Raw genomic sequence first — 26,196 nt, 5'->3', positions numbered from 1 at the left:
GCCGATGCCATCAACCCTTACACGCCTGAGCCTCGCCCTGCTCGCCTGCAGCCTGCTTGGCCTCAGCGTCACCGCCAGCGCGGCCATCACCCCGGCGCCCGCCAGTGCCGGGCAGGAGCAGCAGGACCAGGAGCGTTGGACGATCAACCTCAAGGATGCCGACATCGGCGAGTTCATCGACCAGATCGCCGATATCACCGGCGAAACCTTTGTGGTCGATCCGCGGGTGAAGGGCCAGGTCAATGTCGTTTCCAAGGCGCCGCTGTCGCTCAGCGAAATCTATCAGCTGTTCCTTTCGGTGATGGCCACCCACGGGTTCAGCGTGATTACCCAGGGCGACCAGGCACGCATCGTGCCCAATGCCGAGGCCAAGGCCGACGCCGACAGCGGCCGCTCAGCGCCGGACCGCTTGGAAACCCGCTTGATTCAGGTACAGCACGGCAACGTCGCCGAACTGATTCCGCTTATTCGCCCATTGATTCCGCAATACGGCCACCTGGCTGCAGTGACCTCGGCCAATGCCCTGATCATCAGTGACCGCAGCGCCAACATCGCCCGCATCGAGGACCTGATCCATCAACTGGACCAAAAAGGTGACAACGATTACAGCGTGGTCAATCTGCAGTACGCCTGGGTGACCGATGCGGCTGAAGCCATCAACGCCAGCCTCGCCCGTGGCGGCCAGGCCAAAGGCGCCTCCGGCGGCACCCAGGTGATCGCCGACACCCGCACCAACCGCCTGGTTCTGCTCGGCCCTCCAGCCGCCCGCGCACGCATGATCGGCCTGGCCAAATCCCTCGACACCCCGAGCAGCCGCTCCGCCAATACCCGAGTGATTCGCCTGCGCCACAACGATGCGAAAACCCTCGCCACCGTACTCGGGGAGATTTCCGAAGGCATCAAGAACCCAGCCGGCGGCACCGCCGAAGCCGGCGGTGGCAAGCCACAGAACATCCTGATTCGCGCCGACGAGAGCCTCAACGCCCTGGTGTTATTGGCTGAACCGGACACCGTGGCGATGCTTGAAGAGATCGTCCGTCAACTGGATGTGCCGCGTGCGCAGGTGATGGTGGAAGCCGCCATCGTCGAGATTTCCGGCGATATCACCGACGCCCTCGGTGTGCAGTGGGCGGTAGATGCGCGCGGCGACAGCGGCGGCCTGGGTGGGGTGAACTTCAACAACACCGGGCTTTCAGTCGGCTCGGTGTTGCAGGCGATTCAGGATGAAACCGTTCCGGAAAGCCTTCCCGACGGCGCCATCATCGGCATCGGCAGCAAGAACTTCGGCGCACTGATTACCGCGCTGTCGGCCAACAGCAAAAGCAACCTGCTATCGACCCCCAGCCTGCTGACCCTGGACAACCAGAAAGCGGAAATTCTGGTGGGCCAGAACGTACCGTTCCAGACCGGCTCCTACAGCACCAGTGGGACCACCAACGGCACCACCAACCCCTTTACCACCATTGAACGCAAAGATATCGGCGTAACCCTCAAGGTCACCCCACATATCAACGACGGCGCTTCATTGCGCCTTGAGATCGAACAGGAGATTTCCTCGATCGCGCCGAGTGCGACCATTTCCGCACAAGCGGTGGACCTGATCACCAATAAACGCTCGATCAAAAGCACCATCCTGGCCGAGGATGGCCAGGTCATCGTGCTGGGCGGCCTGATTCAGGACGACGTCACTATGACCGACTCCAAGGTGCCATTACTTGGCGACATTCCCTGGCTGGGCCGCTTGTTCCGCTCCACCAAGGAATCCCATACCAAACGCAATTTGATGGTATTTCTGCGCCCGAGCGTGATCCGCGACAGTGCCGGCCTGGCGGCTTTGTCCGGGAAAAAATACAGCGATATCCGCGTGCTCGGCGGCGCCGACGACAGCGCACGGCCAAGTATCCTGCCGCAGAAGCCGGGGCAGTTGTTTGATGGTCAGGGGGATTCGGCGATCGATTTGCGGCCGCAATAAAACGCACACCGCGCAGGGCGAACATCCGCTTGCGGATATCCGCCACGTGTCCAGCGAATCGGCGGATATCGCCAAGGCGATATTCGCCCTACGCGTAAATCATCTTTCTGGTCATACCGCCGTCAACAACGAACTCCTGACCGGTGATAAACCCGGCACTCGCCGACAACAACCAGGCCACTTGCGCCGCCACATCTTCCACGCTGCCCACCCGGCCTGCCGGGTGCTGGTCGTGGTCGGCGTCGCTCAGCGGTGCCGCGCGGCGCTCATTGGGATCACGCGAATCGATCCAGCCCGGGCTCACCGCATTGACGCGAATATCCGGGCCCAGGCTGACGGCCAGCGCATGGGTCAGTGACAGCAAACCGCCCTTGCTCGCCGAATAGGCTTCGGTATCGGGTTCGGCCTGGTGGGCACGGGTGGAGGTGATGTTGACGATCGCGCCGTAATGGGCACGCAGGTACGGCGCGCAATGCTTGGCCAGCAACAGCGGCCCTGTGAGGTTGACCGCCAGCACCCGGTTCCACTGCGCCAGATCGAGGCTGTCCAGCGGCGGGTTGTGCGCCTCGGCGATGGCAGCGTTGTTGATCAGCGCATCCAGCCGACCGAACTGCCCGAGCACCTGGGCGACACCTTCTACCACCTGGCTCTCCTGGCTGACATCCATGGCCACGAACCAGGCATTCTCACCCAGCGCCTTGGCCACTTTGCCGCCGCGCTCACGCTCGGTATCGGCCAGCACCACCTGCCAGCCCTCGGCGATCAGCCAGGCGGCGATGCCCAAGCCGATGCCGCGTGCGGCGCCCGTGACCAGGGCAACTTTGCCGTTGCTGGCCAGCGGGCGATCCACTTCAAGCTCAATCACAGCGCAGCGAGACCACGCGCCAGGTCGGCCTGGATGTCCTGCACTTCTTCCAGACCGACCGCGACGCGGATCAGGCTGTCGCGAATACCCGCCGAAGCCCGCTCAGCCGGGGTCAGACGACCATGGGAGGTGGTGCTCGGGTGGGTAATGGTCGACTTGCTGTCGCCCAGGTTGGCGGTGATCGACAGCAAGCGGGTGGCGTCGATAAAGCGCCAGGCACCCTCTTTGCCGCCCTTCACTTCGAAGCTCACCACCGCGCCGAATGCGCGCTGCTGACGCTTGGCCAGTTCATGCTGCGGGTGGCTGGGCAAACCGGCGTAGTGGACTTTCTCGATGCCCGGTTGCTGCTCCAGCCACTCAGCCAATTGCTGCGCGCTGGCACAGTGTGCCTGCATGCGGATACGCAGCGTTTCCAGGCCTTTGAGGAACACCCAGGCGTTGAACGGGCTCATGGTCGGGCCAACGGTGCGAACGAAACCGACGATCTCGTTCATCAGCACCGAACTGCCGGCTACCACGCCACCCAGGCAACGACCCTGGCCGTCGATGAATTTGGTCGCCGAGTGCACGACCACGTCGGCACCAAGGGCCAGCGGCTTTTGCAGCACCGGGGTGCAGAAGCAGTTGTCGACCACCAGCTTGGCGCCATGGGCGTGGGCCACTTGCGCCAACGCGGCGATGTCCACCAGTTCGGCCAACGGGTTGGACGGCGATTCAACGAAGAACAGCTTGGTGTTCGGCTTGCACGCCTCCCCCCAACCGGCGACGTTGGTCAGCTCGACATAGTCGACCTGCACACCGAAGCGCTTGAGGTATTTTTCGAACAGGCTGATGGTCGAGCCGAACACACTGCGCGACACCAATACATGGTCGCCGGCGCTGCAAAAGGCCATGACCACACCCATGATCGCCGACATGCCGGAAGCGGTAGCCACCGCCTGCTCGGCGCCTTCGAGGGCGGCCAGGCGCTCTTCGAAGGTACGCACGGTGGGGTTGGTGTAACGCGAATAGACGTTGCCCGGCACTTCACCCGAAAACCGCGCGGCGGCATCGGCAGCGGTGCGGAACACGTAGCTGGAGGTGAAGAACATCGCTTCGCCATGCTCGCCTTCTGGCGTGCGGTGCTGCCCGGCGCGTACCGCCAGGGTGTCGAAACCTACGCCTTCGAGGTCACTGTCCAGCCGGCCGGCATCCCATTCCTGCGTCATGCCCTTTCTCCATCAAATTCAGTAGCACTGGAAACGTTCAGCCCGCCGAAGCGGGCTGCAGTCATCAATCTAGCGTGATCAGTTGTTGTACAGGTCGATGATCGCGCTGACTACGTTGGTCTTCAGCTTCGACGAGTCGTTACGCGCCTGCTCGATCTTGTTCAGGTACGCCTCGTTGACGTCGCCAGTGACGTACTTGCCGTCGAACACCGCGCAGTCGAAGTTATCGATCTTGATCTTGCCGCCGCCGACCGCGTCGATCAGGTCGTTGAGGTCCTGGTACACCAGCCAGTCGGCGCCGATCAGCTCGGCCACTTCCTCGGTGGTGCGGTTGTGGGCGATCAGCTCGTGGGCGCTCGGCATGTCGATGCCATACACGTTCGGGTAACGCACGGCCGGTGCGGCCGAGCAGAAGTACACATTCTTCGCCCCGGCCTCGCGGGCCATCTGGATGATCTGCTTGCAGGTGGTGCCGCGCACGATGGAGTCGTCCACCAGCATCACGTTCTTGCCGCGGAACTCCAGCTCGATGGCGTTGAGCTTCTGCCGTACCGATTTTTTCCGGGCAGCCTGGCCAGGCATGATAAAGGTGCGACCGATGTAGCGGTTCTTGACGAAACCTTCGCGGAATTTCACGCCCAGGTGGTTGGCCAGTTCCAGCGCCGAGGTGCGGCTGGTGTCTGGAATCGGGATGACTACATCGATGTCGTGATCCGGGCGCTCGCGCAGAATCTTGTCAGCGAGCTTCTCACCCATGCGCAGGCGCGCTTTATAGACCGAGATGCCGTCCATGATCGAATCCGGACGTGCCAGGTACACGTGCTCGAAGATGCACGGAGCGTACTTCGGGTTGGTGGCGCACTGGCGGGTGGAGATCTTGCCTTCTTCGGTGATGTATACCGCTTCGCCTGGCGCCAGGTCGCGGATCAGGGTGAAGCCGAGCACGTCGAGCGAGACGCTTTCGGAGGCGATCATGTATTCCACGCCTTCATCGGTATGACGCTGGCCGAATACGATCGGACGGATGCCGTTAGGGTCACGGAAACCGACGATGCCGTAGCCAGTAACCATAGCGACTACCGCGTAACCACCGGAGCAGCGTTTGTGCACATCGGTGACCGCGGCGAACACGTCGTCTTCGGTGGGCTGCAGCTTGCCGCGTACCGCCAGCTCGTGGGCGAACACGTTGAGCAGCACTTCGGAATCGGAGTTGGTGTTGACGTGGCGCAGGTCAGACTCGTAGATCTCCTTGGCCAGCTGCTCGACGTTGGTCAGGTTGCCGTTGTGCGCCAGGGTGATGCCGTACGGCGAGTTGACGTAGAACGGCTGCGCCTCGGCGGAGGTGGAGCTGCCGGCAGTCGGGTAACGCACGTGGCCGATGCCCATGTGGCCGACCAGGCGCTGCATATGACGCTGGTGAAACACATCGCGCACCAGACCATTGTCTTTGCGCAGAAACAACCGGCCATCATGGCTGGTGACGATACCGGCAGCGTCCTGGCCGCGATGCTGGAGTACGGTAAGCGCGTCATACAGCGCCTGATTGACGTTCGACTTACCGACGATGCCGACGATGCCACACATGCGACCAACCCCTATCTAGTTAACTGCGGAAACTACTGCGCTCGGTTACGCCGCGTTGAAAGCAGATTCAAAATGCTCATTGGCTACAGCCAACTGCGCTTTTTCATCTGCTTTCGCCTTGCCTAACCTTCGCTCGCTACGTTTCTAAATTACGGACAACTACAACGACTTCGGCTGCAGAACGTTTTTAAACGACAACTCTGCCGGGCCACTCACACCGCTGGCCAGCCATTGGCTGGCCAGGGTCAGAATCATGTTTTTCGACCAGTCGGCGACGATCAGAAAATGCGGGACCAGCACCGACTGTTGCCACCAGGCGTCCTGGGTCACCGGGGCCAGGCTGAGCAGCCCGACCACCAACACCACCAGCAAACCGCCGCGAGCGGCACCAAAGACCATGCCCAGCACGCGATCAGTGCCCGATAGTCCGGTAACCCGCACCAACTCGCTAATAAGAAAATTAAATAGGGCACCCACTAATAATGTGGCTACGAAAAGAATGGCACAGCCGGCGATAACGCGAGCGGAGGGGGTGTCGATGTAATCCACCAGGTGCTGGGACAGCGCGCCGCCAAACATCCAGGCGACGACCCCAGCGATAATCCAGGTGACCAGCGACAGGGCCTCTTTGACGAAGCCGCGGCTCAAGCTGATCAAACTGGAAATCACGATAACGGCGATGATCGCCCAATCGACCCAGGTAAATGGCACGTTGCAGGCCTACCGACGGAAGAGGCGCGGGATTTTAGCAGAGCGTTCGGCAAGGAGTAACCCGCGATTTATCGAACTCGGGTTTATTCATGGCCGGCGGGCTGAAAAGCTTCGCGGCTGAAGCCGCTCCTACGAGATAGCACAATCCGTAGGAACGGCCGGGCGGCGCTCCGCTTTAGCCGCGATGCGTTCGACAGCCAATCAGCTGCTTTCCGGCTGGAAGCGCACCACAAACCCTTTGAGTTTCTGCTGCTTGGTCAACTGATCCCGCAGGCGGTCCGCTTCGGCACGTTCGATCAGTGGGCCGACAAACACCCGGTTCATGCCTTCGGCACTGCGGATATAGGCGTTGTAACCCTGGCTGCGCAGGGTTTTCTGCAAGGTTTCCGCGCTGGCGCGGCTGGACAGGCTGGCCAACTGAATCGACCAACTGATGGGCAGGCTGTTGGCGTCCAGGCGGCTTGCTGCAGCGGGTGCGGCAACCGGTGCAGCAGGCGTGGCAGCAGCGGCTGGCTTCGATGGCGTCGGTGCAATCGGCGTAGTCGGTGCAGCAGAGGCAATAGGTGCAGACGGCAGCGGCGCGGGCGTGGTGGCCGGTGTATCAACAGGCACCGGCTCTTCCGGAAGCAGTTCCGGCTCAGGAACCGACACCGGCTCCTGGCTCACTTCAGGCATCGCCGGCGCTTGCGGCATGGCCGGAGCGTCGACCACCACATGGCGGGACTCGTCCTGACGCGACAGCAGCATCGGCAAAAAGATGATCGCCAGAGCCAGCAGCACCAAGGCGCCGACAATCCGCTGCTTCAATCCTTTATCCAGCAAAGCCATTCCCCACTTCTCCCATGGCATGGCGGGCCAGCCATTCCAGGGCCTCGGCCACGCAGTAAAAAGATCCAAACAACAGAATTTCGTCATCTGCCGTCGCGCGTTCCAGCTGTGCCTCCAACGCTTCAGCGATATCGCCGTAGGCGTTGACGCTGGCGCCGTGGTTCAGCAATGCGGCCTGCAACTCGGCGGCTGGTCGGCTGCGCGGTGTCGGCAATGGTGCTACTGCCCATCCGGCCACCTGCCCCACCAGGGGCGCGAGCACACCGGGCAAGTCCTTGTCGGCCAACAAACCGAACACTGCCAAACGCTTGCCGGTCAGCGATTGGCTGGCCAGACGCTGCGCCAGGTATTCGGCGGCATGGGGATTATGCCCAACATCCAGCAGCAGCGTGAGTGCCTTGCCACGCCAATTTACCGCTCGTCGATCCAGGCGCCCGGCTACCCGGGTACGCTGCAACGCGGTGACCAACTGGTCAGCCTGCCAAGGCAGGTCGAGCAAGGCATAGGCTTGCAGCGCCAGGGCCGCGTTTTCCATCGGCAGATCAAGCAGCGGCAGGTCGTGCAGCGTCAGTGGCTCGCCGGCAGCATTGATGCCGCGCCAGTGCCAGGCGTGCTCGCCGAACGCCAGGTCATAATCTGGCCCGCGCAGCAACAATGGGCATGGCAACGATCGGACTTTGTCACGCAGCGGTGCGGGCGGGTTGAGGTCACCGCAGATAGCAGGTTTGCCAGCGCGGAAAATCCCGGCCTTTTCGAACGCTACCGACTCGCGGGTGTCGCCCAGGTAGTCAGCATGGTCCAGACCAATACTGGTGACCACGGCCACATCAGGGTCGATCAGATTGACTGTATCCAGACGCCCGCCCAGCCCCACTTCGAGCACCACCGCATCCAGGCCACTGCGCTGGAACAACCAGAACGCGGCCAGGGTGCCTACTTCAAAATAGGTCAGGGAAATTTCGCCGCGCGCCGCTTCAACCGCAGCGAAGGCCTCGCACAACTCGGCATCCGTGGCTTCGACGCCAGCAAGCTGCACACGCTCGTTATAGCGCAGCAGGTGCGGCGAGCTGTAGACGCCAACCTTGAGGCCCTGCTCAGCGAGTAGCGAAGCGAGAAAGGCGCAGGTTGAACCCTTGCCATTGGTGCCGGTAACGGTGATCACCCTGGCCGCCGGCCTCCCCAGACCGAGGCGGCTGGCCACCTCTCTGGAGCGATCCAGACCCATGTCGATGGCGACCGGGTGCAGTTGCTCCAGGTAGCTCAGCCACTCGGCCAGGTTGCGCTGGATCATGCGCTGATGGGGGTAGGCACAGCGACCGGAGTCGGCAAGTTTTGCATCTGGGCCAACAGGCGAGCCAGACGCGGACGCAGTTCCTCACGGGAAATGATCATGTCGATGGCGCCGTGGGCAAGGAGGAACTCGCTGCGCTGGAAGCCTTCCGGCAGTTTTTCACGCACGGTCTGCTCGATCACGCGGGGGCCGGCGAAGCCGATCAGCGCTTTTGGTTCGGCGACGATCACATCACCGAGCATGGCCAGGCTGGCGGAAACACCGCCGTACACCGGGTCGGTCAGCACGGAAATGAAAGGCACGCCCTCTTCGCGCAGACGAGCCAGCACGGCGGAGGTCTTGGCCATCTGCATCAGCGAAATCAGCGCTTCCTGCATACGCGCCCCACCGGAAGCGGCAAAGCACACCAGCGGGCAACGCTGTTCGAGGGCGACGTTGGCGGCACGCACGAAGCGCTCACCGACGATGGCGCCCATCGAGCCGCCCATAAAGGCGAACTCGAAAGCACAGGCAACGATAGGCATGTCTTGCAGGGTGCCGCGCATGGCGATCAGCGCATCTTTTTCGCCGGTCTGCTTCTGCGCCGCGGTGAGGCGGTCTTTGTACTTTTTGCCGTCGCGGAATTTCAGACGGTCTACCGGCTCCAGGTCAGCACCGATTTCTTCACGGCCGTCGCTGTCGAGGAAGATATCCAGACGGGCGCGGGCATCGATGCGCATGTGGTGGTTGCACTTGGGGCAAACATCCAGGGTCTTTTCCAGCTCAGGGCGGTAGAGCACCGCTTCGCAAGACGGGCATTTGTGCCACAAACCCTCGGGAACGGAGCTCTTTTTCACCTCGGATCGCATGATCGATGGGATCAGCTTGTCTACCAGCCAGTTACTCATGCACTCATTCTCCAAAGCTGTTGGCCTGTACAGGCGGCGTATTCCGCTACCTGTCGCAAAGCAAAAAATTCAGGTTGTGCGGCCCGGTCGTTGGCGTGTGTTGCCGGCCCCGGACGCGCTGTTGCCGCTAACCGCTGTAAGGGTTTAACCGCAAGCTGGCCGCGAAGTTCATCGCGCCGCTGCAGCGACAGGGTTATGGACGGCCCTTACTGGCCTGCCGTCACATGCCAGACCTATCCTGCCCAATCGCCCCCTAGGCGCCCTTTACTGCAGCAATAAAGGCGCGAACCTTTTCCGCACTCTTGATGCCTTTGCTCTGCTCTACCCCACCACTGACATCCACGGCATAGGGCTGCACCTGCTCGATGGCGGCACGCACATTCTCTGCAGTCAGACCACCGGCGAGAACGATCGGCTTGCTCGGCTGCTGCGGCACCAGACTCCAATCGAAAGCCTCACCCGTACCGCCCGGTACACCGGCAACAAAGGTGTCGAGCAGAATGCCTGAAGCCTCGGGATAAAGCGCGATCATTGCCGCCACCTCATCACCGGCCTGCACCCGCAGCGCCTTGATATAAGGACGCCCATAACCGCTACAGTCGGCGGCCGTTTCATCGCCATGGAACTGCAACAGGTCCAGCGGTACCTGCGCCAGCAGCTCGGTCAACTCGGAGCGCGGCATATTCACAAACAGGCCCACGGTGGTCACGAACGGCGGCAGCGCAGCGATGATCGCCCGCGCCTGCTCGACCGTCACCGCCCGCGGGCTTTTGGCGTAGAACACGAAACCAATGGCGTCAGCGCCCGCCTCGATCGCCACCAAGGCGTCCTCAAGACGGGTAATGCCACAGATTTTGCTGCGAACAAGGGACACGGCACGCACCTTAAAAACAGAAGCCAGGGATGGTAGCAAAGCCTATCGGCCGCCGTCAGCCAAGGTCCGGCAAGCCCGAAAGGAAATGCGGGCCGATATAGCGCTCAGGCAACACGAACTCCGCCGGGTACTCGACCTGCACCAGGTACAACCCAAACGGATGCGCGGTAACCCCGCCAGTGCGGCGAATCCGCGACTCCAGCACCTCTTTCATCCATTCCACCGGGCGCTCACCGGCACCGATGGTCATCAGCACACCCGCGATGTTGCGCACCATATGGTGCAGAAAGGCATTGGCGCGCAGATCAAGCACGATCATCTTGCCGTGCTGGGTCACTCGCAGGTGGTGCATCTTTTTGATCGGCGATTTGGCCTGGCACTGGCCGGCGCGGAAGGCGCTGAAGTCATGCTCGCCCACCAGGTACTGGGCCGCTTCGCGCATGCGCTCGACATCCAGCGGACGGTGGTTCCAGGTGATCTCTTCACCCAGATGCGCCGGACGGATCTGATCGTTATAGATCACATAGCGGTAGCGCCGAGCGATGGCTTTGAAGCGCGCATGGAAGTGCGCGGGCATCACCTTGGCCCAGGTCACGCTGATGTCGTGCGGCAGGTTGATATTGGCGCCCATCACCCAGGCTTTCAGCGTGCGCTCGGCCTGGGTATCGAAATGCACCACCTGGCCGCAGGCATGCACACCGGCATCGGTACGCCCGGCGCAGTTGAGCACGACCGGCGAATCAGCCACCCGCGACAGTGCTTTTTCCAGTTCTTCCTGGATAGTCGCCACGCCGGAGGCCTGGCGCTGCCAACCGCGGTAACGCGAGCCTTTGTATTCCACGCCGAGGGCGATTCTGGAAAAGCCAACGGCGGCCATTTCGGCCGCCGCTGTGGGTATTGCTTCAGTCATCTATCAGACGATACGGGCGATCAGCTCGCGCGCTTCCTGTTGTTGGGCGTCGGTACCCTCGCTGATCACTTCATCGAGGATGTCGCGGGCGCCTTCGCTGTCACCCATGTCGATGTAGGCGCGAGCCAGATCGAGCTTGGTGGCGGTTTCATCGGTACCGGAAAGGAAATCGAAGTCATCGTCGGCATCCAGGCTGGCAGCGGCTGGGCTGCTGGCTGGGGCGATCAGCGAGTCGAAGTCGTCTTCTTCCGGCAGGTCCAGTTTTTCACTCATCTGATCCAATTCGGCAGTCACTTCATCCAGTTTGGCCGCGAAGGTCTCGTTGGATACCGGCGCGCTTGGGGCGTCGTCAGACAGCGACAGGTCGAAGTCGGCCGGCAGTTCGTGCTCGGCATCCAGACCAGCGTCCAGTTCCGGGGTTGCATCCGGTTCCAGGCTGAGGTCGGCGAAGTCGTTGTTGCCGGTGCTGCTCAGGTCATCGTCCAGGCTCAGCAGGAAGTCGTCTTCGGCGCTGCTGGCGGCAGCCTTCGGCTCGTCCAGATCCAGACTGAAGTCAGCCAGGTCGTCGCTCAGGGCGGCGCTGCTGGTGGCGCTCGGGGTGTCGTCCAGGCTCAGGTCGAAGTCCAGGTCGCTGAGACCGCTGGCGGCCGGCGAGTTGGTGGAGCTCAGGTCAAGTTCGTCGTCCAGGCTGAGGTCGCCGAAATCGTTCAACGAGTCACTGCTGGCCGACGTCAGGTCGCGGTCCAGCTCGGCTTCGAGGTCGTCCAGGCTCAGGTCCATCTCGTCAACCGGGGCGGCAGCGGCTGGGGCTGGCTCGTCCAGGGTCAGGTCGTCGAGGCTGAAGTTGTCGGCATCGTTATCCAGTGCCGAAGCAGCAGCGGCGCCGGCAAAGCCTGCGAACGCAGCAGCAGCCATACCTGGGTAGCGCGATTTCAGTTGTTCGATTTCGCTCTGGGCGCCGCCGATTTCGCTCAGCTCGCGCTCCTGGCGAGCGAAGCCTTCCTGGTCGCCCAGTTCGGCCTGCACTTCCATCAGCTTCAGGCGCAGATCAGCGCGCTGCGGCTCGTTGTTGATAGCGTCTTGCAGCAGCTCGGCGGCCTGGGTGAAGCGGCCGTAGGCGATGTAGATATCCGCCTCGCCCAGCACGTCGCCGGTTTGCGCAGTCACGCGCTCTTCCTTGGCAGGCAGCACAGGCTCGTCGATGTCGCTGTCCAGACCGGCGAAGGTGGTGTCCGGCACGTCCAGGTCGTTATCGAACGGGCTCTGCTCGTCCTGGGCAGCCAGGTCGATGTGCAGTTGTGCTTCCTTCTGAGCGTTGCGGCGCGACAGCACCATCAGCCCCACCAACAGCAGCAACAGCGCGCCACCGCCGGCAATGCCGAGGAGCATCGGGTTGGCCATCAGGTCGTCGACGAAGCTGGTTTCTACCGGAGCCGGCTCAACCACTGGAGCGGGTTTCGGCTTGACTGGTTTTTCCACAACTGGGGCTGGAGCCGGGACCGGAGCTGCTTCTGGCACCTTGGCGGCTTCGGCAGCAGCGTCGCCAGCCGGTTTGGCGGCTTGTTCTTCGCTGTAGTTGTAGTCAGTAGCCGCTGGCTTGTCGCCGGCCGGTGCGCTGGTGGTAGGCGCTACGGCGGGTTTGGCCGGCTCGGCAGCTGGGGTGGCGCTGGCAACCGGGGCCACCGGCGTGGCCGGTTTAACGGCAGCGGTCGGGGTGGCCGAGGCAGCGGCAGCCGCAGGCGCGGCGGCAGTTGGCTGGTTACCCTTGGCAGCGATGTCCGCCTGCAGTTTGGCCATCTGGCTGTCTTTCAGTTGGATCAGGCGGTTGAGCTTGTCCAACTGGCTTTGCAGGTCGCCCATGCGGCTCTTCAGCTCGTCGTTTTCACGGCGAGTGGAGTCCAGGCTTTCTTTGGTGACTGCGAGCTTATCGTTGAGCGCTTTGGTGTCGCCGCTGGCGCCCTTCTCGGCACCTTTGGTGGCTTTACCGGCGTCGCCGGATACCAGCTTCAGGCTGTCTTTGTCGTCAGTCTTGGCCGGCGCATCACCCGCGGTGGCGCGTTTGGTGGCGTCCAGTTGACGAGCGCCGCTGGCAGCCACGCTACGGCCTTCACGCCAGGCAGTGTTCTGCGCAGCGACTTGGGCGATGGCGTCGCTTTGCGAGCGCGATTTGATCTGTTGATCGTCCGGCAGGCGCAGCACCTGGCCGCTTTTCAGACGGTTGATATTGCCGTCGACGAAGGCATCCGGGTTGAGGTCCTGGATCGCCAGCATGGCTTGGTGCACCGAACCCGTGGAGCGAGTGCGCTGGGCCACTTCCCACAGCGTATCGCTGGAGGTGGTTTTGTAGGCGTCGTCAGCCACTTTGCCAGCCGGTGCCGCGGCGCTTGGCGCAGGCGCTGCCGGACGGGCAGTCGGTGCTACTGGAGCAGGCTCGGCCGCAACCGGAGCCGCTGGGCGCGCAGTCGGTGCAACCGGCGCAGGCTTCACCGCAGGCTTGGCAACCGGAGCCGCGACTGGCGGTTTTGGCGCAGCTGCGGTGGCTACTTGTGGGGAGTACAGCGGCGGATCCAGCAGCACGGTGTATTCACGCAGCACACGACCGCTCGGCCACAGCACTTCCACCAGGAAGTTCAGGTAAGGCTCGCGGATAGGCTTGCTGGAAGTAACGCGGATAACGCTCTTGCCGTTGGGCTTGAGCACCGGGGTGAATTTGAGATCAGTGAGGAAGTACTGACGATCAATGCCGGCTTTATTGAATTCTTCAGGGGACGCCAGAGTCGGAATCACCTCGTTAGAAGCCAGATCTCGAACTTCGACCAATTCGATTTCTGCGTCCAATGGCTGATTCAGCGCCGACTTCAGGGTCACTTCCCCGAGCCCCAACGCGTGCGCCATACCGGACGTCAGCGCCGAAGCAGCCGCGATTGCCAGCACCAGTTTGCGAACCCGAGCCATAGCGATATCCCTTGTTTTATCTTTTTTCTCGACGCGCGAGAGGGTCTTAATACAGTTGCTGCCTGTTCCGCCGAATGGCGGCTCCCCAACCAACAACAGCTCAGCCCCCGGATGTACCAAGATAGGCCAAGCTAGAATGATTCTTCAAATTTCTAGGTAAGTATCTTTTACAGATAGTGTTTTATCAATAACTCAGCAATTTGCACAGCGTTCAGAGCAGCGCCTTTGCGCACATTATCAGACGCAATCCACAAATTGAGTTCGGACAAATCGTCGAATCCGACACGAACACGCCCTACGTAGATCACATCCTGGCCTACGGCATCGCCAACCACTGTCGGATAATCGCCCTCTTCCACCAGCTCGATCCCCTCGCCGGCCTCCAACGCCGCGTTTACCGCCGCCAGGTCAACCGGACCTGCGCATTGCAGGGAAACACTGAGGCTGTCGCCAAAAAACACCGGTGCCAGCACGCAGGTAGCCGACACTTTAAGGGTCGGCTCGGCGAGCACCAGCTTGAGCTCATCGACCAGGCGTTTTTCTACCCGGCTGTAGCCGCTGGCGTCTGGTTTACCCACCTGGGCCAGCACGTTGAAGGCGATCTGACGATCAAAGAAGCGCGGCTCCAGCGGGCGCACGTTCAACAGTTCCGCGGTTTGCCGCGCCAGTTCCGACACGCCCTCGCGACCGACACTAGACACCGCCAGACAGGCCGTCGCGTTCACCCGCCGAATACTGACAACCTCACGCAGCGGCGCCAGGGCGACGGCCAGGGCAATTGCACAGGGGCTTGGGCTGTTGATCTGGAACGGCGCCTTGAGGGTGGCCAGCACCCCGGCGTTGGCTTCCGGCACCAGCATTGGCGCCTGTTCGGCTGGCAAAGCGCCCGACAGATCGATCAGGTGGCATCCAGCCGCCTGAGCGCGCGGCGCAAAACTGTGGGTGACTGCTTCGGCCGCCGCGAAAAACACTATTTGCACCTGGCTGAAATCGAACTGTTCGACCTCACGCACCCGCACGTTCTTGCCACGAAACGGCACCGAGGCGCCGGCAGACTCGATGCTGGCCAGCAAATGCAGGGTACCAATCGGGAATTCGCGCTCTTCCAGCACTTGCACAAGGGTTTCGCCGACGGTGCCGGTGGCGCCAATGACGGCGATATCGAAGGTCTGGCTCATGCTGTTACCTCTGGAAAAAGCTGGGGGTGGAACGCGGGGAGCGGCACTGTACCCGTCCGGACATAAAAAAACAGCCTTGGAGTTTCGCCCCAAGGCTGTCTTTCAGCAGCGGCAGCGCCTTCGCTACAGAAGGCGCCACACCGATCAACGCTCCAGCAGAATCCGCAGCATGCGACGCAGCGGCTCGGCGGCGCCCCACAGCAGTTGGTCGCCAACGGTGAAGGCGCCCAGGTATTGCGAACCCATATTGAGTTTGCGCAGACGGCCGACCGGAACAGTCAGGGTGCCGGTCACGGCAGTCGGGGTCAGTTCCTTGATGCTCAGCTCGCGCTGGTTCGGCACCAGTTTCACCCACGGGTTGTGCTGGCTGATCAGGCCTTCGATGTCGCTCAACGGTACGTCTTTGTTCAGCTTCAGAGTCAGTGCCTGGCTGTGGCAACGCATGGCGCCGATGCGCACACAGATGCCATCAACCGGGATCGGGCTCTTGAAGCGACCAAGAATCTTGTTGGTCTCGGCCTGGCCTTTCCACTCTTCGCGGCTCTGGCCGTTCGGCAGTTCCTTGTCGATCCACGGGATCAGGCTGCCTGCCAAGGGCACGCCGAAGTTCTCGGTCGGGAAGGCATCGCTGCGCATGGCTTCAGCCACTTTGCGGTCGATGTCGAGGATCGCGCTGGCCGGATTGGCCAGTTCGTCCGCAACGGCCGCGTGGGTCGCGCCCATCTGCTTAATCAGCTCACGCATGTTCTGCGCGCCAGCACCGGAGGCCGCCTGGTAGGTCATGGCGTTCATCCACTCCACCAAGCCCGCTTCGAACAGACCGCCCAAGGCCATCAACATCAGGCTGACGGTGCAGTTGCCGCCGATGTAGTTCTTGGTGCCGGCGTCCAGCGCCTGGTCGATGACCTTGCGGTTGACCGGGTCGAGCACGATGACCGAGTTGTCGTCCATGCGCAGCGACGAGGCGGCGTCGATCCAGTAGCCGTTCCAGCCCGCCTCGCGCAGCTTGGGGAATACTTCGCTGGTGTAGTCGCCACCCTGGCAGGTCAGGATCACATCGAGGCTTTTCAGCTCATCAATGCTGTAAGCGTCTTTCAGCGGCGCAATGTCCTTGCCCACGGCAGGGCCTTGGCCACCGACGTTGGACGTGGTGAAGAACACCGGTTCGATCAAATCGAAATCCTGCTCTTCGAGCATCCGCTGCATGAGTACGGAACCGACCATCCCGCGCCAACCGATCAGACCTACACGCTTCATCGCAACTACACCTTAAGAAAACATGAATACGAACCCCCGCTTTCGAGGGGGCCGCAGAGAGTAACCGACTTGTTGTCGCCCTTGCGACCCCTGAAAGCGGTTGTTGCTTATAGCGCCTTCAGCGCCTGTACAACTGCGTCACCCATTTCACGGGTGCCGACTTTGGTATGGCCAGCCGACCAGATATCACCAGTGCGCAAGCCCTGATCCAGCACCACACTGACCGCCTTCTCAATGGCGTCAGCTGCGGCGCTCTGGTTGAAGCTGTAACGCAGCAACATCGACACCGACAGAATGGTCGCCAACGGGTTGGCAATGCCTTGGCCTGCGATATCGGGGGCCGAACCGTGGCACGGCTCGTACATGCCTTTGTTGTGGGCATCCAGCGAGGCGGACGGCAGCATGCCGATGGAACCGGTGAGCATGGAAGCCTCATCCGACAGAATGTCGCCGAACATGTTGTCGGTAACCATCACGTCGAACTGCTTGGGCGCACGCACCAGCTGCATGGCGGCGTTGTCGACGTACATATGGCTGAGTTCAACGTCCGGGTAGTCCTTGGCCACTTCCTCGACCACTTCGCGCCACAGTTGGCTGGACGCCAGCACGTTGGCCTTGTCCACCGAGCACAGCTTCTTGCCACGCACGCGAGCCATGTCGAAGCCGACACGGGCAATACGGCGGATTTCGCTTTCGCTGTACGGCAGGGTGTCGAAGGCGAAACGCTCGCCGTTCTCCAGTTCCTTGCTGCCACGCGGGGCGCCGAAGTAGATGCCGCCGGTCAGCTCACGGACGATCAGAATATCCAGGCCCGCCACCACTTCCGGCTTCAGCGATGAAGCGTCGGCCAGTTGCGGGTAGAGAATGGCCGGACGCAGGTTGGCGAACAGACCCAGGGCCGAACGGATTTTCAGCAGGCCGCGCTCAGGGCGAATGTCACGCTCGATCTTGTCCCATTTCGGGCCACCGACGGCGCCCAGCAGAATGGCGTCAGCGGCTTGCGCGCGAGCCAGGGTTTCGTCAGCCAGCGGCACGCCGTGCTTGTCGATGGCGGCGCCACCGATAACGTCTTCGCTCAGCTCGAAACCGAGCTGGAACTTGTCGTTGGCCAGCTCCAGCACCTTGACCGCTTCGGCCATGATTTCCGGACCAATGCCATCACCGGGAAGAATCAGAATCTGCTTGCTCATGCGTTCCTCAATTAACCAAGTGGGCGGACCGTGGGCGGACCGCCGTAATAAATTCAATCTGTCAGCGCGTTACTTCTCAGCCCACAGCACCAGCACATCGGTGCTGAAGGTGCCGTCGGCGCCAATCTCGAAATACTCGCGCACTTCCGCGCCCATGGCCTGCTGCAGTTCGCGAATCGCCACCCGCAGGTTTTCCGGGGTACGCATGCGCTCGACCCAGGAGCTGTACTCCAGCTGCAAACGCTGGCGGCTGTAGCTGCGGGTTGCCAGACCGGCGTCGCTGACAAAACGCAGCCACTCGCTGGCCGAATAGTCGCGCACATGGCTGGTGTCGCGCAGCACTTCCACGGTTTGCAAATAGGTATCCAGCAGCGGGCTGCCCGGCGACATCACGTCGATAAACGCCGCCACCCCACCCGGCTTCAGTACCCGACGCACTTCGCGCAAGGCCTGGCCGACATCGCTCCAGTGGTGCGCCGAATAACGGCTGAACACGAAGTCGAACTCGCCATCGGCAAACGGCAGGCACTCGGCGGCGCCGTGCCGGGTGCGAATATTAGCCAAACCACGTTCAGTGGCGGCAGCGCTGACCACGTCGAGCATCTGCTGCGACAGGTCATACGCCACCACTTCGCTTACCAGCGGCGCAACATGGAAACTCACGTGCCCGGCACCGCAACCCAGGTCCAACACCCGCGCCGCCTCATGGCCAGCCAACTCCGCCTGTAGCAGAGCGAATTCAGTACCTTGGGCGTGCACAGCACTGCTCAGGTAGGCGGCAGCCTGTTCACCGAATTGTTTCTGTACCACTTGGGCGTGGGCGTTGCTGGTCATGGTGACGTCCTTCTTGGGGTGGCCGAGCTGTTGTAGGAGCGGCTTCAGCCGCGATTGGCCGAGCCTGAAAACGCCAAAAGCATCGCGGCTGAAGCCGCTCCTACAAGGGTCCTCTCAATCGCGGAACAACCAGGGTTGGCTGGCGCGATGTTTGGTCTCGAAAGTGCTGATCGCCGCTGCGTCTTGCAGGGTCAGACCGATATCGTCGAGACCGTTCAACAGGCAGTGCTTGCGGAACGCATCCACATCAAAACCGATGACTTTGCCGTCAGCACGGGTCACGGTCTGCGCCGCCAGGTCAACACTCAGCTGGTAGCCAACATTGGCTTCCACCAGCTCAAACAGCTCGTCCACTTCCGCTTCCGGCAAGATGATCGGCAGCAAGCCGTTCTTGAAGCTGTTGTTGAAGAAGATGTCGGCGTAGCTCGGCGCGATGATGGCGCGGAAACCGTACTCTTCCAGCGCCCACGGCGCGTGCTCGCGACTGGAGCCGCAACCGAAGTTCTCGCGGGCCAGCAACACGCTGGCGCCTTGGTAGCGTGGGAAGTTCAGAACAAAATCGTGGTTCAGCGGACGCTTGGAGTTGTCCTGGTTGGGCTGCCCGACATCCAGGTAACGCCATTCGTCGAACAGGTTCGGACCAAAACCGGTGCGCTTGATCGATTTCAAGAACTGCTTGGGAATGATCTGGTCGGTGTCGACGTTGGCGCGATCAAGTACTGCGACCAGGCCGGTGTGTTGGGTAAACGCTTTCATCTACTTGTCCTCAGGCCTGGGTCAATTCACGCACGTCGATAAAACGGCCGGTCACCGCAGCAGCGGCAGCCATGGCCGGGCTCACCAGGTGGGTACGACCACCGGCGCCCTGACGGCCTTCGAAGTTACGGTTCGAAGTGGACGCGCAATGCTCGCCACTGCCGAGTTTGTCCGGGTTCATCGCCAGGCACATCGAGCAGCCCGGCTCGCGCCATTCAAAACCGGCTTCGAGGAAAATGGTGTGCAGGCCTTCTTTTTCGGCTTGCTCTTTGACCAGACCGGAGCCCGGCACCACCATCGCTTGCTTGATGGTCGAAGCCACTTTGCGGCCCTTGGCAACCACGGCAGCCGCGCGCAGGTCTTCGATCCGCGAGTTGGTGCAGGAGCCGATAAACACGCGGTCCAGTTGGATATCGGTGATCGCCTGGTTGGCGGCCAAGCCCATGTATTTCAGCGCGCGTTCGATGGAGTCTTTCTTCACCGGGTCGGCTTCTTTGCTCGGGTCCGGCACGTTGGCGTCGACCGGCAACACCATCTCCGGCGAGGTGCCCCAGGTTACTTGCGGTTGAATCTGCGCGGCGTCCAGTTCGACCACGGTGTCGAACACCGCATCGTCGTCGGAAACCAAGTCTTTCCAGGCTTCCACGGCGGCCACCCAATCGGCACCTTTCGGCGCGAACGGGCGACCTTCGATGTAGGCCACGGTTTTTTCATCGGCAGCCACCAGGCCAACGCGAGCACCGGCTTCGATGGACATGTTGCAGATGGTCATGCGGCCTTCAATGGACAGATCACGAATGGCGCTGCCGGCAAATTCCAGGGCATGGCCGTTACCGCCGGCGGTGCCGATCTTGCCGATCACAGCGAGCACGATGTCTTTGGCGGTTACGCCGAAGGGCAATTTGCCTTCCACGCGTACCTGCATGTTTTTCATTTTCTTGGCCACCAGGCACTGGGTGGCGAGCACGTGCTCGACTTCCGAGGTACCGATACCGTGGGCCAAGGCGCCAAACGCGCCGTGGGTGGAGGTGTGCGAGTCGCCGCAGACCACGGTCATGCCCGGCAAGGTGGCGCCCTGCTCCGGGCCGACCACGTGCACGATGCCCTGACGCACGTCGTTCATTTTGAATTCGAGGATGCCGAACTCGTCGCAGTTGTCGTCCAGGGTCTGCACCTGAATGCGCGACACTTCATCGGCGATAGCAGCGATGCCGCCCTTGCGCTCGGTCAAGGTGGTCGGCACGTTGTGGTCCGGGGTGGCGATGTTGGCGTCGATGCGCCATGGCTTGCGGCTGGCCAGACGCAGACCTTCGAACGCTTGTGGCGAGGTCACTTCATGGAGAATATGGCGGTCGATGTAGATCAGCGACGAACCGTCGTCGCGTCGCTTGACCTCGTGCGCTTCCCAGAGTTTGTCGTAGAGCGTCTTGCCAGCCATTTCAGTCATTCCTCATCAGGTTCTATGCGTTTGGGTCTTCTCGACTCAGGGCCTTTTAGCCCGCACCGAATAACCCTTCTGCTTATGGGGTTGGATGCTAAGGACTTGCATTAAATAACTCAAATTCATATTTTTCATACTTTGGATAACCAAGTGGAATCCCAGTATGGATCTGGCCAACCTCAACGCCTTTATCGCCATCGCTGAAACCGCCAGCTTTTCCGGCGCCGGCGAGCGCTTGCACCTCACGCAGCCAGCGATCAGCAAACGTATCGCCAGCCTTGAGCAGCAACTGAACATGCGCCTGTTCGACCGTTTGGGGCGCGAAGTGAGCCTGACCGAAGCCGGCCGTGCACTGCTGCCACGCGCCTATCAGATTCTCAATGTGCTGGATGATACGCGCCGCGCCCTCTCCAACCTCAACGGCGAGATCAGCGGCCGCCTGACCCTGGCCACCAGTCACCACATCGGCCTGCACCGCTTGCCGCCGTTGCTGCGCGCCTTTACCCGGGCGTATCCGCAGGTGGCGCTGGACATCCAGTTCCTCGACTCGGAAGTGGCCTATGAGGAAATTCTGCATGGCCGCGCCGAGCTGGCGGTGATCACCCTGGCACCACAAACCCACGCACCAGTGAGAGCGGTGACGGTGTGGGACGACCCACTGGATTTCGTCGCTGCCCCCGAACACCCGCTGGCACGCCTGAAAAAAATCGACCTGAAGGCCATTGCTCAGCACCCGGCGGTATTCCCCGGGGAAAATACCTTCACCAACCGCATCGTCAGCAAATTGTTCGCCGAACAGGGCCTGACGCCCAACATCGGCATGAGCACCAACTACCTGGAGACCATCAAGATGATGGTTTCCATCGGTCTGGCCTGGAGCGTTTTGCCACGCACCATGCTCGACGACCAAGTGGCGCGCCTGCCTATTCCGGGCATTCAGCTGCAGCGCGACCTGGGCTACATCCTGCATACCGAACGAACCCTGTCCAACGCGGCCAAAGCCTTCATGGCCCTGCTGGATGCACAGCGCAGCGTGATCCCTCCAGCCGATCAGTAGTGGCATCTTGCCTAAGCGGCCAGGCTGGCGCTAACGTGCTACACATAACGATAAGAAGGGCTAGCCGATGACCCCACCCCGCGTTCGCTGCACCCTGCCGTACCGCCTCATTGAATGGGCCCTCTATGCCCAAGCCATCTGATCACCTGCCTCCGCGCCCGCATATTCCAGCGCTCGACCCCGTGGAACGGGAGAAAGCCTGGCAAGACGCGCCGCGCCTGCTCGCCGCGCTCAATGGCGCACACCTGGGTGCCTGGCACTGGGAGCTGGACACCGGGCGGATCAACTGGTCACGTGGCGCCCAGGCGATTTTCGGCCTCGACCCCAACCGCCCGGTGCGCACTCAAGTCGATTATTTCTCGCTGATTCCAGACGAGGAGCGCGACGCAGTGATGCAACTGTTCCAGGAAGCCATCAGCGGCCTGCCGACCAACCGCGCCTTTCGCCACCGCATCCGCTGGCCGGACGGTAGCCTGCACTGGCTGGAGATCTCCGGCAGCCTGCAGCGCGATGAAAACGGCAAACAAAGCATCATGGGGGTGATCCGCGACGTCACCGAACAGCAGGAGCGCGAACACGCGCTGCGCGCTTCAGAACAACGCTTCGCCAGCCTGTTCCACTTGAGCCCCGACGTGATCCTGCTGGTGCGTTACGAAGACAACGTACTGATCGCCGCCAACCAGCATTTCGAAACCCTGTTCGGCTGGACCCCGAGCGAGTGCATCGGTCGCTCGGTGATCGACCTCAACCTGTGGGGCGACGCGGTCAGTCGCGAGCAATACCTGCTGGACCTGACCCAGACCGTCGAACCTGTGCTGCACGATGTGCAATTGCTCACCCGCGACGGCCAAGCCCTGGACGGCCGCTTGTCCAGCCAATTGATCGAGCTGGAAGAACAGAATTACATCCTCAGCACCTTTCTCGACCTCAGCGAACACAAGCGCCGCGAAGAAGCCCTGCGGGCCAACGAAGACAAATTCGCCAAGGCCTTTCGCAATACCCCGGACTCGGTGGTGATCACCGACTACCCGAGCGGCGAGCTGATCGAGGTCAACCCCGGTTTCGAAGCGCAATTTGGCTGGAGCGCCGCCGAAGCCCTGGGCCGAACATCCATTGAGTTGGGCCTGTGGCACAACGTCGACGACCGCCGACGCATGCTGGAAAACCTCGAGCTGCACGGCCGCATCGACCAGATGGAAGTGGTGCTGTACAACCGCGCCGGGCAGCAGAGCATCAATCTGATCTACGGCGGCAAGATCGAACTCGATGGCCGCGTGTGCCTGGTGCTGTCGATGCGCAACATCACCCAGCAGCGCGAGCAGGAACAGGAACTGCGCGACAGCCGCGAGCGCTTGTCGCTGGCCCTGGAGTCGGCCGAGCTGGGCACCTGGGACTGGCACATTCCAAGCAACATGCTCTACGGCTCGCCGCGCGCCTCGCAGCTGCACGGCATGGCCGCCGAGCCCTACCACGGCAGCTTTGCAGACTTTTTCAATAGCGTGCCCGAGGTTGAACAGATCGCCATGCGCCAGGCCTACCGCGATGTGGTGGAAGGCGAGCGCAAGGACTACCAGATCACCTACAGCTCGCAGTTCGCCAATGGCGAAGTGCACTACCTGGAAAGCACCGCCAAGCTCTACCGCGACAGCGACGACCGGCCACTGCGGATGGTCGGCATCCTCATGGACATCAGTGAGCGCGTGCATCGCGTACAGCGCCTGGCCGCCTCGGAGGAAAAATTCTCAACCCTGTTCCAGGCCAGCCCCGACCCCATCTGCGTGTCACGGGTGGCCGACGGTGTGTTTATCGAGGTCAACCCGAGTTTCTGCCGCACCTTCGGCTGGGCCGCCGCAGACATTACCGGCAAGAGCGCCAAGGAAGTCCGCTTCTGGGCCGACCTCGACCTGCGCGAGCGCCTGGGTGCGCAGTTGCGCCGCGACCACGAGCTGAACAACGCCGAAGCGCGCTATTACACCCAGGGCGGCGAAATGCTGACCTGCGTGGTGTCCAGCCGCTACATCACGGTCGACCACCAACGCTGCATCACCACCACCTTCCGCGATATCACTGAGCGCCAGCAGGCCCAGGCCGCGATCAAGGCCAGTGAGGAGAAATTCGCCAAGGCGTTCCACTCCAGCCCCGACGCCATCACCATTACCGAGCGCAAGGACGGCCGTTATATCGAGGTCAATGAAGGCTTCTGCCGTCTTACCGGCTTCCGCCCGGAAGAAGTGATCGGCCGCACGCCCGAAGATATTGCCGTATGGGCCAAGCCCAGCGAACGCGAACGCATGGTCGAAATAATGCAGCGCGAAGGCCGCGTGCATCACCTGGAAATGCTCGGCCGCCACCGCGATGGCACGCTGAAACAGGTTGAAGTGTCGGTCGAGCCTATTGAGCTCAACGGCCAGGACTGCCTGCTGCTGACCGCCCGCGACATCGACGAACTGAAAAAAGCCCACGCGCAGATCCAGCACCTGGCCTACCACGACCCGCTGACCAACCTGCCCAACCGCGCGTTGTTAATGGACCGGCTGACCCAGCAGATTGCCCTGCTCACCCGCCACGATTTGCGCGGCGCCCTGCTGTTTCTCGACCTCGACCACTTCAAGCACATCAACGATTCGCTCGGCCACCCGGTTGGCGACTCGGTGCTGAAAATGGTCACCGCACGCCTGGAGGCCAGCGTGCGCCAGGAAGATACGGTGGCGCGCCTGGGCGGTGACGAGTTCGTGGTGCTGCTCTCCGGCTTGGAAGGCAAACGCTCGGAAGTGATGCGCCAGGTGCGGCAGATCGCCGACAAACTGCGCAAGCTGCTGGCCGAACCGATGCTGCTGGACAACCACCGCCTGCAAGTGACGCCGAGCATGGGCATCGCCCTGATTCCCGACCACGGCAACACCCCGGCCGACCTGCTCAAGCGCGCGGATATCGCCCTGTACCGAGCCAAGGATTCCGGGCGCAATGCCATTCAGATGTTCCGCAAAAGCATGCAAGAAGCCGCCAGCGAACGCCTGCGCCTGGAAAACGACCTGCGCCAGGCGCTGATCCGCGGCGAGTTCGACCTGCACTTCCAACCTCAGGTCGACGCCCGCAGCGGCGCGATCATCGGCGCCGAGGCGCTGCTGCGCTGGTACCACCCCACCCTGGGGCCGCAGTCGCCGGCGCAGTTCATTCATGTACTGGAAGAGAGCGGATTAATTCTGGAAGTGGGCGGCTGGGTAATGGCCGAGGCCTGCCGCGTCTGCGCGCAACTGATCGAAGACGGTCTGATCTCTGCCGACAACTTCAGCCTGTGCGTGAACATCAGCCCGCTGCAGTTCCGCCAGAACAACTTTGTCGAACGGGTTTCCACCAGCCTGCGCGAGAGCCAGCTGCCCAACGCGATGCTCAAACTGGAGATCACCGAAGGCATCGTGATCCAGAACATCGACGACACCATCGCCAAGATGCTGCGCCTGAAAAAACTCGGCGTGACCTTCGCCATGGATGACTTCGGCACCGGCTACTCGTCGCTGACCTACCTCAAACGCCTGCCGGTGGACGTGCTGAAAATCGACCAATCGTTCGTGCGCGACGCCACCAACGACCCCAACGATGCCGAGATCATTCGCGCCATTGTCGCCATGGCCCGCAGCTTGGGGCTGGAGATGATTGCCGAAGGGGTGGAACAGCAGGACCAGCTGGATTTCCTGCTCAAAGAAGGCTGCCACTTCTACCAGGGCTACCTGTACAGCCGACCGGTGCCGCTGCCCGAGTTCCGCGCCCTGCTGGCGCATGCGGCGCAGCGGCCGCTGGTGTAAACGACAAAGGGCGCCCGACGGCGCCCTTTGTATTTACTACCGTCATCCCAGCGCAGGCTGGGATCCAGAATTGCACAACGAACTGCGTCACCTGAAAAACTCTGGGTCCCAGCCTGCGCTGGGACGACGGTGTTTGCTGCCTCAGCTATTGAGCACCGGGCGCGCACCATTGATTGGAATGCGCTTGGCCTTGGCTTCTTCCGGCACGATACGCACCAGGTCGATATTCAGCAGGCCGTTGGCCAGGGCTGCCGCCTTGACTTCGATATGGTCGGCCAGGCGGAACGACAGCTTGAACGCACGCTGGGCAATGCCCTGGTGCAGGAAGGTGACGTCTTTGCCAGCGTCAGCACGCTTGCCACCGGTCACGGTCAGCACGCCGCGCTCCACTTGCAGGTCGAGGTCTTCGTCCTGGAAACCGGCCGCCGCGACCACGATGCGGTACTGGTCATCGCCGTGCTTTTCAACGTTGTAGGGTGGGTAGGAGCTGCCCTGTTCATTGCGTGCAGCGGCTTCGAACAGATCGTTGAAACGATCGAAACCAACGGAGCTGCGGAACAGTGGTGCGAGGGAAAATGCAGTGCTCATGTGTCTC

20 protein-coding genes are annotated in these 26,196 nt (G+C 61.9%); 3 read left to right on the top strand and 17 right to left on the bottom strand.

All coding sequences use genetic code 11. The annotated features are described in order from the left end of the window. The first annotated feature begins 4 nt into the window (after window positions 1-4). On the top strand, window positions 5-1,972 hold the full coding sequence (gene gspD / locus C8K61_RS00840) for a type II secretion system secretin GspD (RefSeq protein ID WP_108094249.1): 1,968 nt from the start codon (window positions 5-7) through the stop codon (window positions 1,970-1,972). A gap of 88 nt (window positions 1,973-2,060) precedes the next feature. Here gspD and C8K61_RS00835 read toward each other — a convergent pair whose 3' ends face one another. From C8K61_RS00835 to leuC, 16 genes are all read right to left on the bottom strand, one after another. Continuing rightward, window positions 2,061-2,822, bottom strand: a complete 762-nt coding sequence (locus C8K61_RS00835) for an SDR family oxidoreductase (protein ID WP_178086402.1) — start codon at window positions 2,820-2,822, stop codon at window positions 2,061-2,063. Between the two features lie 11 nt (window positions 2,823-2,833). Beyond that, window positions 2,834-4,045 (bottom strand): O-succinylhomoserine sulfhydrylase, encoded by a 1,212-nt coding sequence (locus tag C8K61_RS00830; RefSeq protein ID WP_108094245.1) that lies wholly within the window; start codon window positions 4,043-4,045, stop codon window positions 2,834-2,836. A 78-nt stretch (window positions 4,046-4,123) separates the two neighbouring features. Beyond that, window positions 4,124-5,629, bottom strand: coding sequence for an amidophosphoribosyltransferase (gene purF, locus C8K61_RS00825; protein WP_108094243.1), 1,506 nt, complete (start codon window positions 5,627-5,629; stop codon window positions 4,124-4,126). Window positions 5,630-5,788: 159 nt separating this feature from the next. Continuing rightward, on the bottom strand, window positions 5,789-6,340 hold the full coding sequence (locus tag C8K61_RS00820; RefSeq protein ID WP_108094241.1) for a CvpA family protein: 552 nt from the start codon (window positions 6,338-6,340) through the stop codon (window positions 5,789-5,791). 201 nt (window positions 6,341-6,541) lie between these two features. Next, window positions 6,542-7,168, bottom strand: coding sequence for an SPOR domain-containing protein (locus tag C8K61_RS00815; RefSeq protein ID WP_108094239.1), 627 nt, complete (start codon window positions 7,166-7,168; stop codon window positions 6,542-6,544). Continuing rightward, entirely contained in the window at window positions 7,152-8,459 is a 1,308-nt protein-coding gene (folC, locus tag C8K61_RS00810) for a bifunctional tetrahydrofolate synthase/dihydrofolate synthase (protein WP_108094237.1), read from the bottom strand. Before folC ends, C8K61_RS00815 begins: the two co-directional genes overlap by 17 nt. Further along, window positions 8,456-9,346, bottom strand: coding sequence for an acetyl-CoA carboxylase, carboxyltransferase subunit beta (accD, locus tag C8K61_RS00805; RefSeq protein ID WP_108094235.1), 891 nt, complete (start codon window positions 9,344-9,346; stop codon window positions 8,456-8,458). The genes folC and accD overlap by 4 nt, the downstream gene beginning before the upstream one ends. 253 nt (window positions 9,347-9,599) lie before the next feature. Further along, entirely contained in the window at window positions 9,600-10,220 is a 621-nt protein-coding gene (locus C8K61_RS00800) for a phosphoribosylanthranilate isomerase (RefSeq protein ID WP_108094233.1), read from the bottom strand. Window positions 10,221-10,275: 55 nt separating this feature from the next. Next, complete coding sequence (gene truA, locus C8K61_RS00795) at window positions 10,276-11,097, bottom strand: tRNA pseudouridine(38-40) synthase TruA (RefSeq protein WP_108094231.1); 822 nt, start codon at window positions 11,095-11,097, stop codon at window positions 10,276-10,278. Window positions 11,098-11,133: 36 nt separating this feature from the next. Then, the gene (locus C8K61_RS00790) at window positions 11,134-14,085 is read right to left on the bottom strand and encodes a FimV/HubP family polar landmark protein (RefSeq protein ID WP_108094229.1); all 2,952 of its coding nucleotides are present in this window, start codon (window positions 14,083-14,085) and stop codon (window positions 11,134-11,136) included. Window positions 14,086-14,252: 167 nt separating this feature from the next. Then, window positions 14,253-15,263, bottom strand: a complete 1,011-nt coding sequence (locus tag C8K61_RS00785; protein WP_108094227.1) for an aspartate-semialdehyde dehydrogenase — start codon at window positions 15,261-15,263, stop codon at window positions 14,253-14,255. 144 nt (window positions 15,264-15,407) lie between these two features. Next, window positions 15,408-16,520 carry an aspartate-semialdehyde dehydrogenase gene (asd, locus tag C8K61_RS00780; RefSeq protein WP_108094225.1) on the bottom strand — a complete coding sequence of 371 codons (1,113 nt, stop codon included), beginning with the start codon at window positions 16,518-16,520 and terminating at the stop codon, window positions 15,408-15,410. A gap of 107 nt (window positions 16,521-16,627) precedes the next feature. After that, a complete protein-coding gene (gene leuB, locus C8K61_RS00775; protein ID WP_108094223.1) occupies window positions 16,628-17,710 on the bottom strand; it encodes a 3-isopropylmalate dehydrogenase in 1,083 nt (360 codons plus the stop codon). A gap of 69 nt (window positions 17,711-17,779) precedes the next feature. Continuing rightward, window positions 17,780-18,544 carry a class I SAM-dependent methyltransferase gene (locus C8K61_RS00770; RefSeq protein WP_108094221.1) on the bottom strand — a complete coding sequence of 255 codons (765 nt, stop codon included), beginning with the start codon at window positions 18,542-18,544 and terminating at the stop codon, window positions 17,780-17,782. Between the two features lie 114 nt (window positions 18,545-18,658). Beyond that, complete coding sequence (leuD, locus tag C8K61_RS00765; RefSeq protein WP_108094219.1) at window positions 18,659-19,300, bottom strand: 3-isopropylmalate dehydratase small subunit; 642 nt, start codon at window positions 19,298-19,300, stop codon at window positions 18,659-18,661. Between the two features lie 10 nt (window positions 19,301-19,310). Beyond that, window positions 19,311-20,738: a 3-isopropylmalate dehydratase large subunit gene (gene leuC / locus C8K61_RS00760; RefSeq protein WP_108094217.1), complete on the bottom strand. Its 1,428-nt coding sequence runs from the start codon at window positions 20,736-20,738 to the stop codon at window positions 19,311-19,313. A 166-nt stretch (window positions 20,739-20,904) separates the two neighbouring features. Between leuC and C8K61_RS00755 the strand changes: the two genes are divergently transcribed. After that, window positions 20,905-21,798 (top strand): LysR family transcriptional regulator, encoded by an 894-nt coding sequence (locus C8K61_RS00755; protein ID WP_108094215.1) that lies wholly within the window; start codon window positions 20,905-20,907, stop codon window positions 21,796-21,798. Window positions 21,799-21,923: 125 nt separating this feature from the next. Continuing rightward, a complete protein-coding gene (locus C8K61_RS00750) occupies window positions 21,924-25,601 on the top strand; it encodes a PAS domain S-box protein (RefSeq protein WP_108094214.1) in 3,678 nt (1,225 codons plus the stop codon). 141 nt (window positions 25,602-25,742) lie between these two features. On the opposite strand, the gene C8K61_RS00745 is transcribed toward C8K61_RS00750, so the two are convergent. Then, entirely contained in the window at window positions 25,743-26,189 is a 447-nt protein-coding gene (locus tag C8K61_RS00745) for an Hsp20 family protein (protein WP_108094212.1), read from the bottom strand. Window positions 26,190-26,196 lie beyond the last annotated feature (7 nt).

Origin of the sequence: Pseudomonas sp. GV071 (assembly GCF_003050835.1) — a bacterium.
GTDB lineage: Bacteria > Pseudomonadota > Gammaproteobacteria > Pseudomonadales > Pseudomonadaceae > Aquipseudomonas.
The sequence above is the reverse complement of the archived record's forward strand: the minus strand, read 5'-3'. Positions and strand labels throughout refer to the sequence as shown.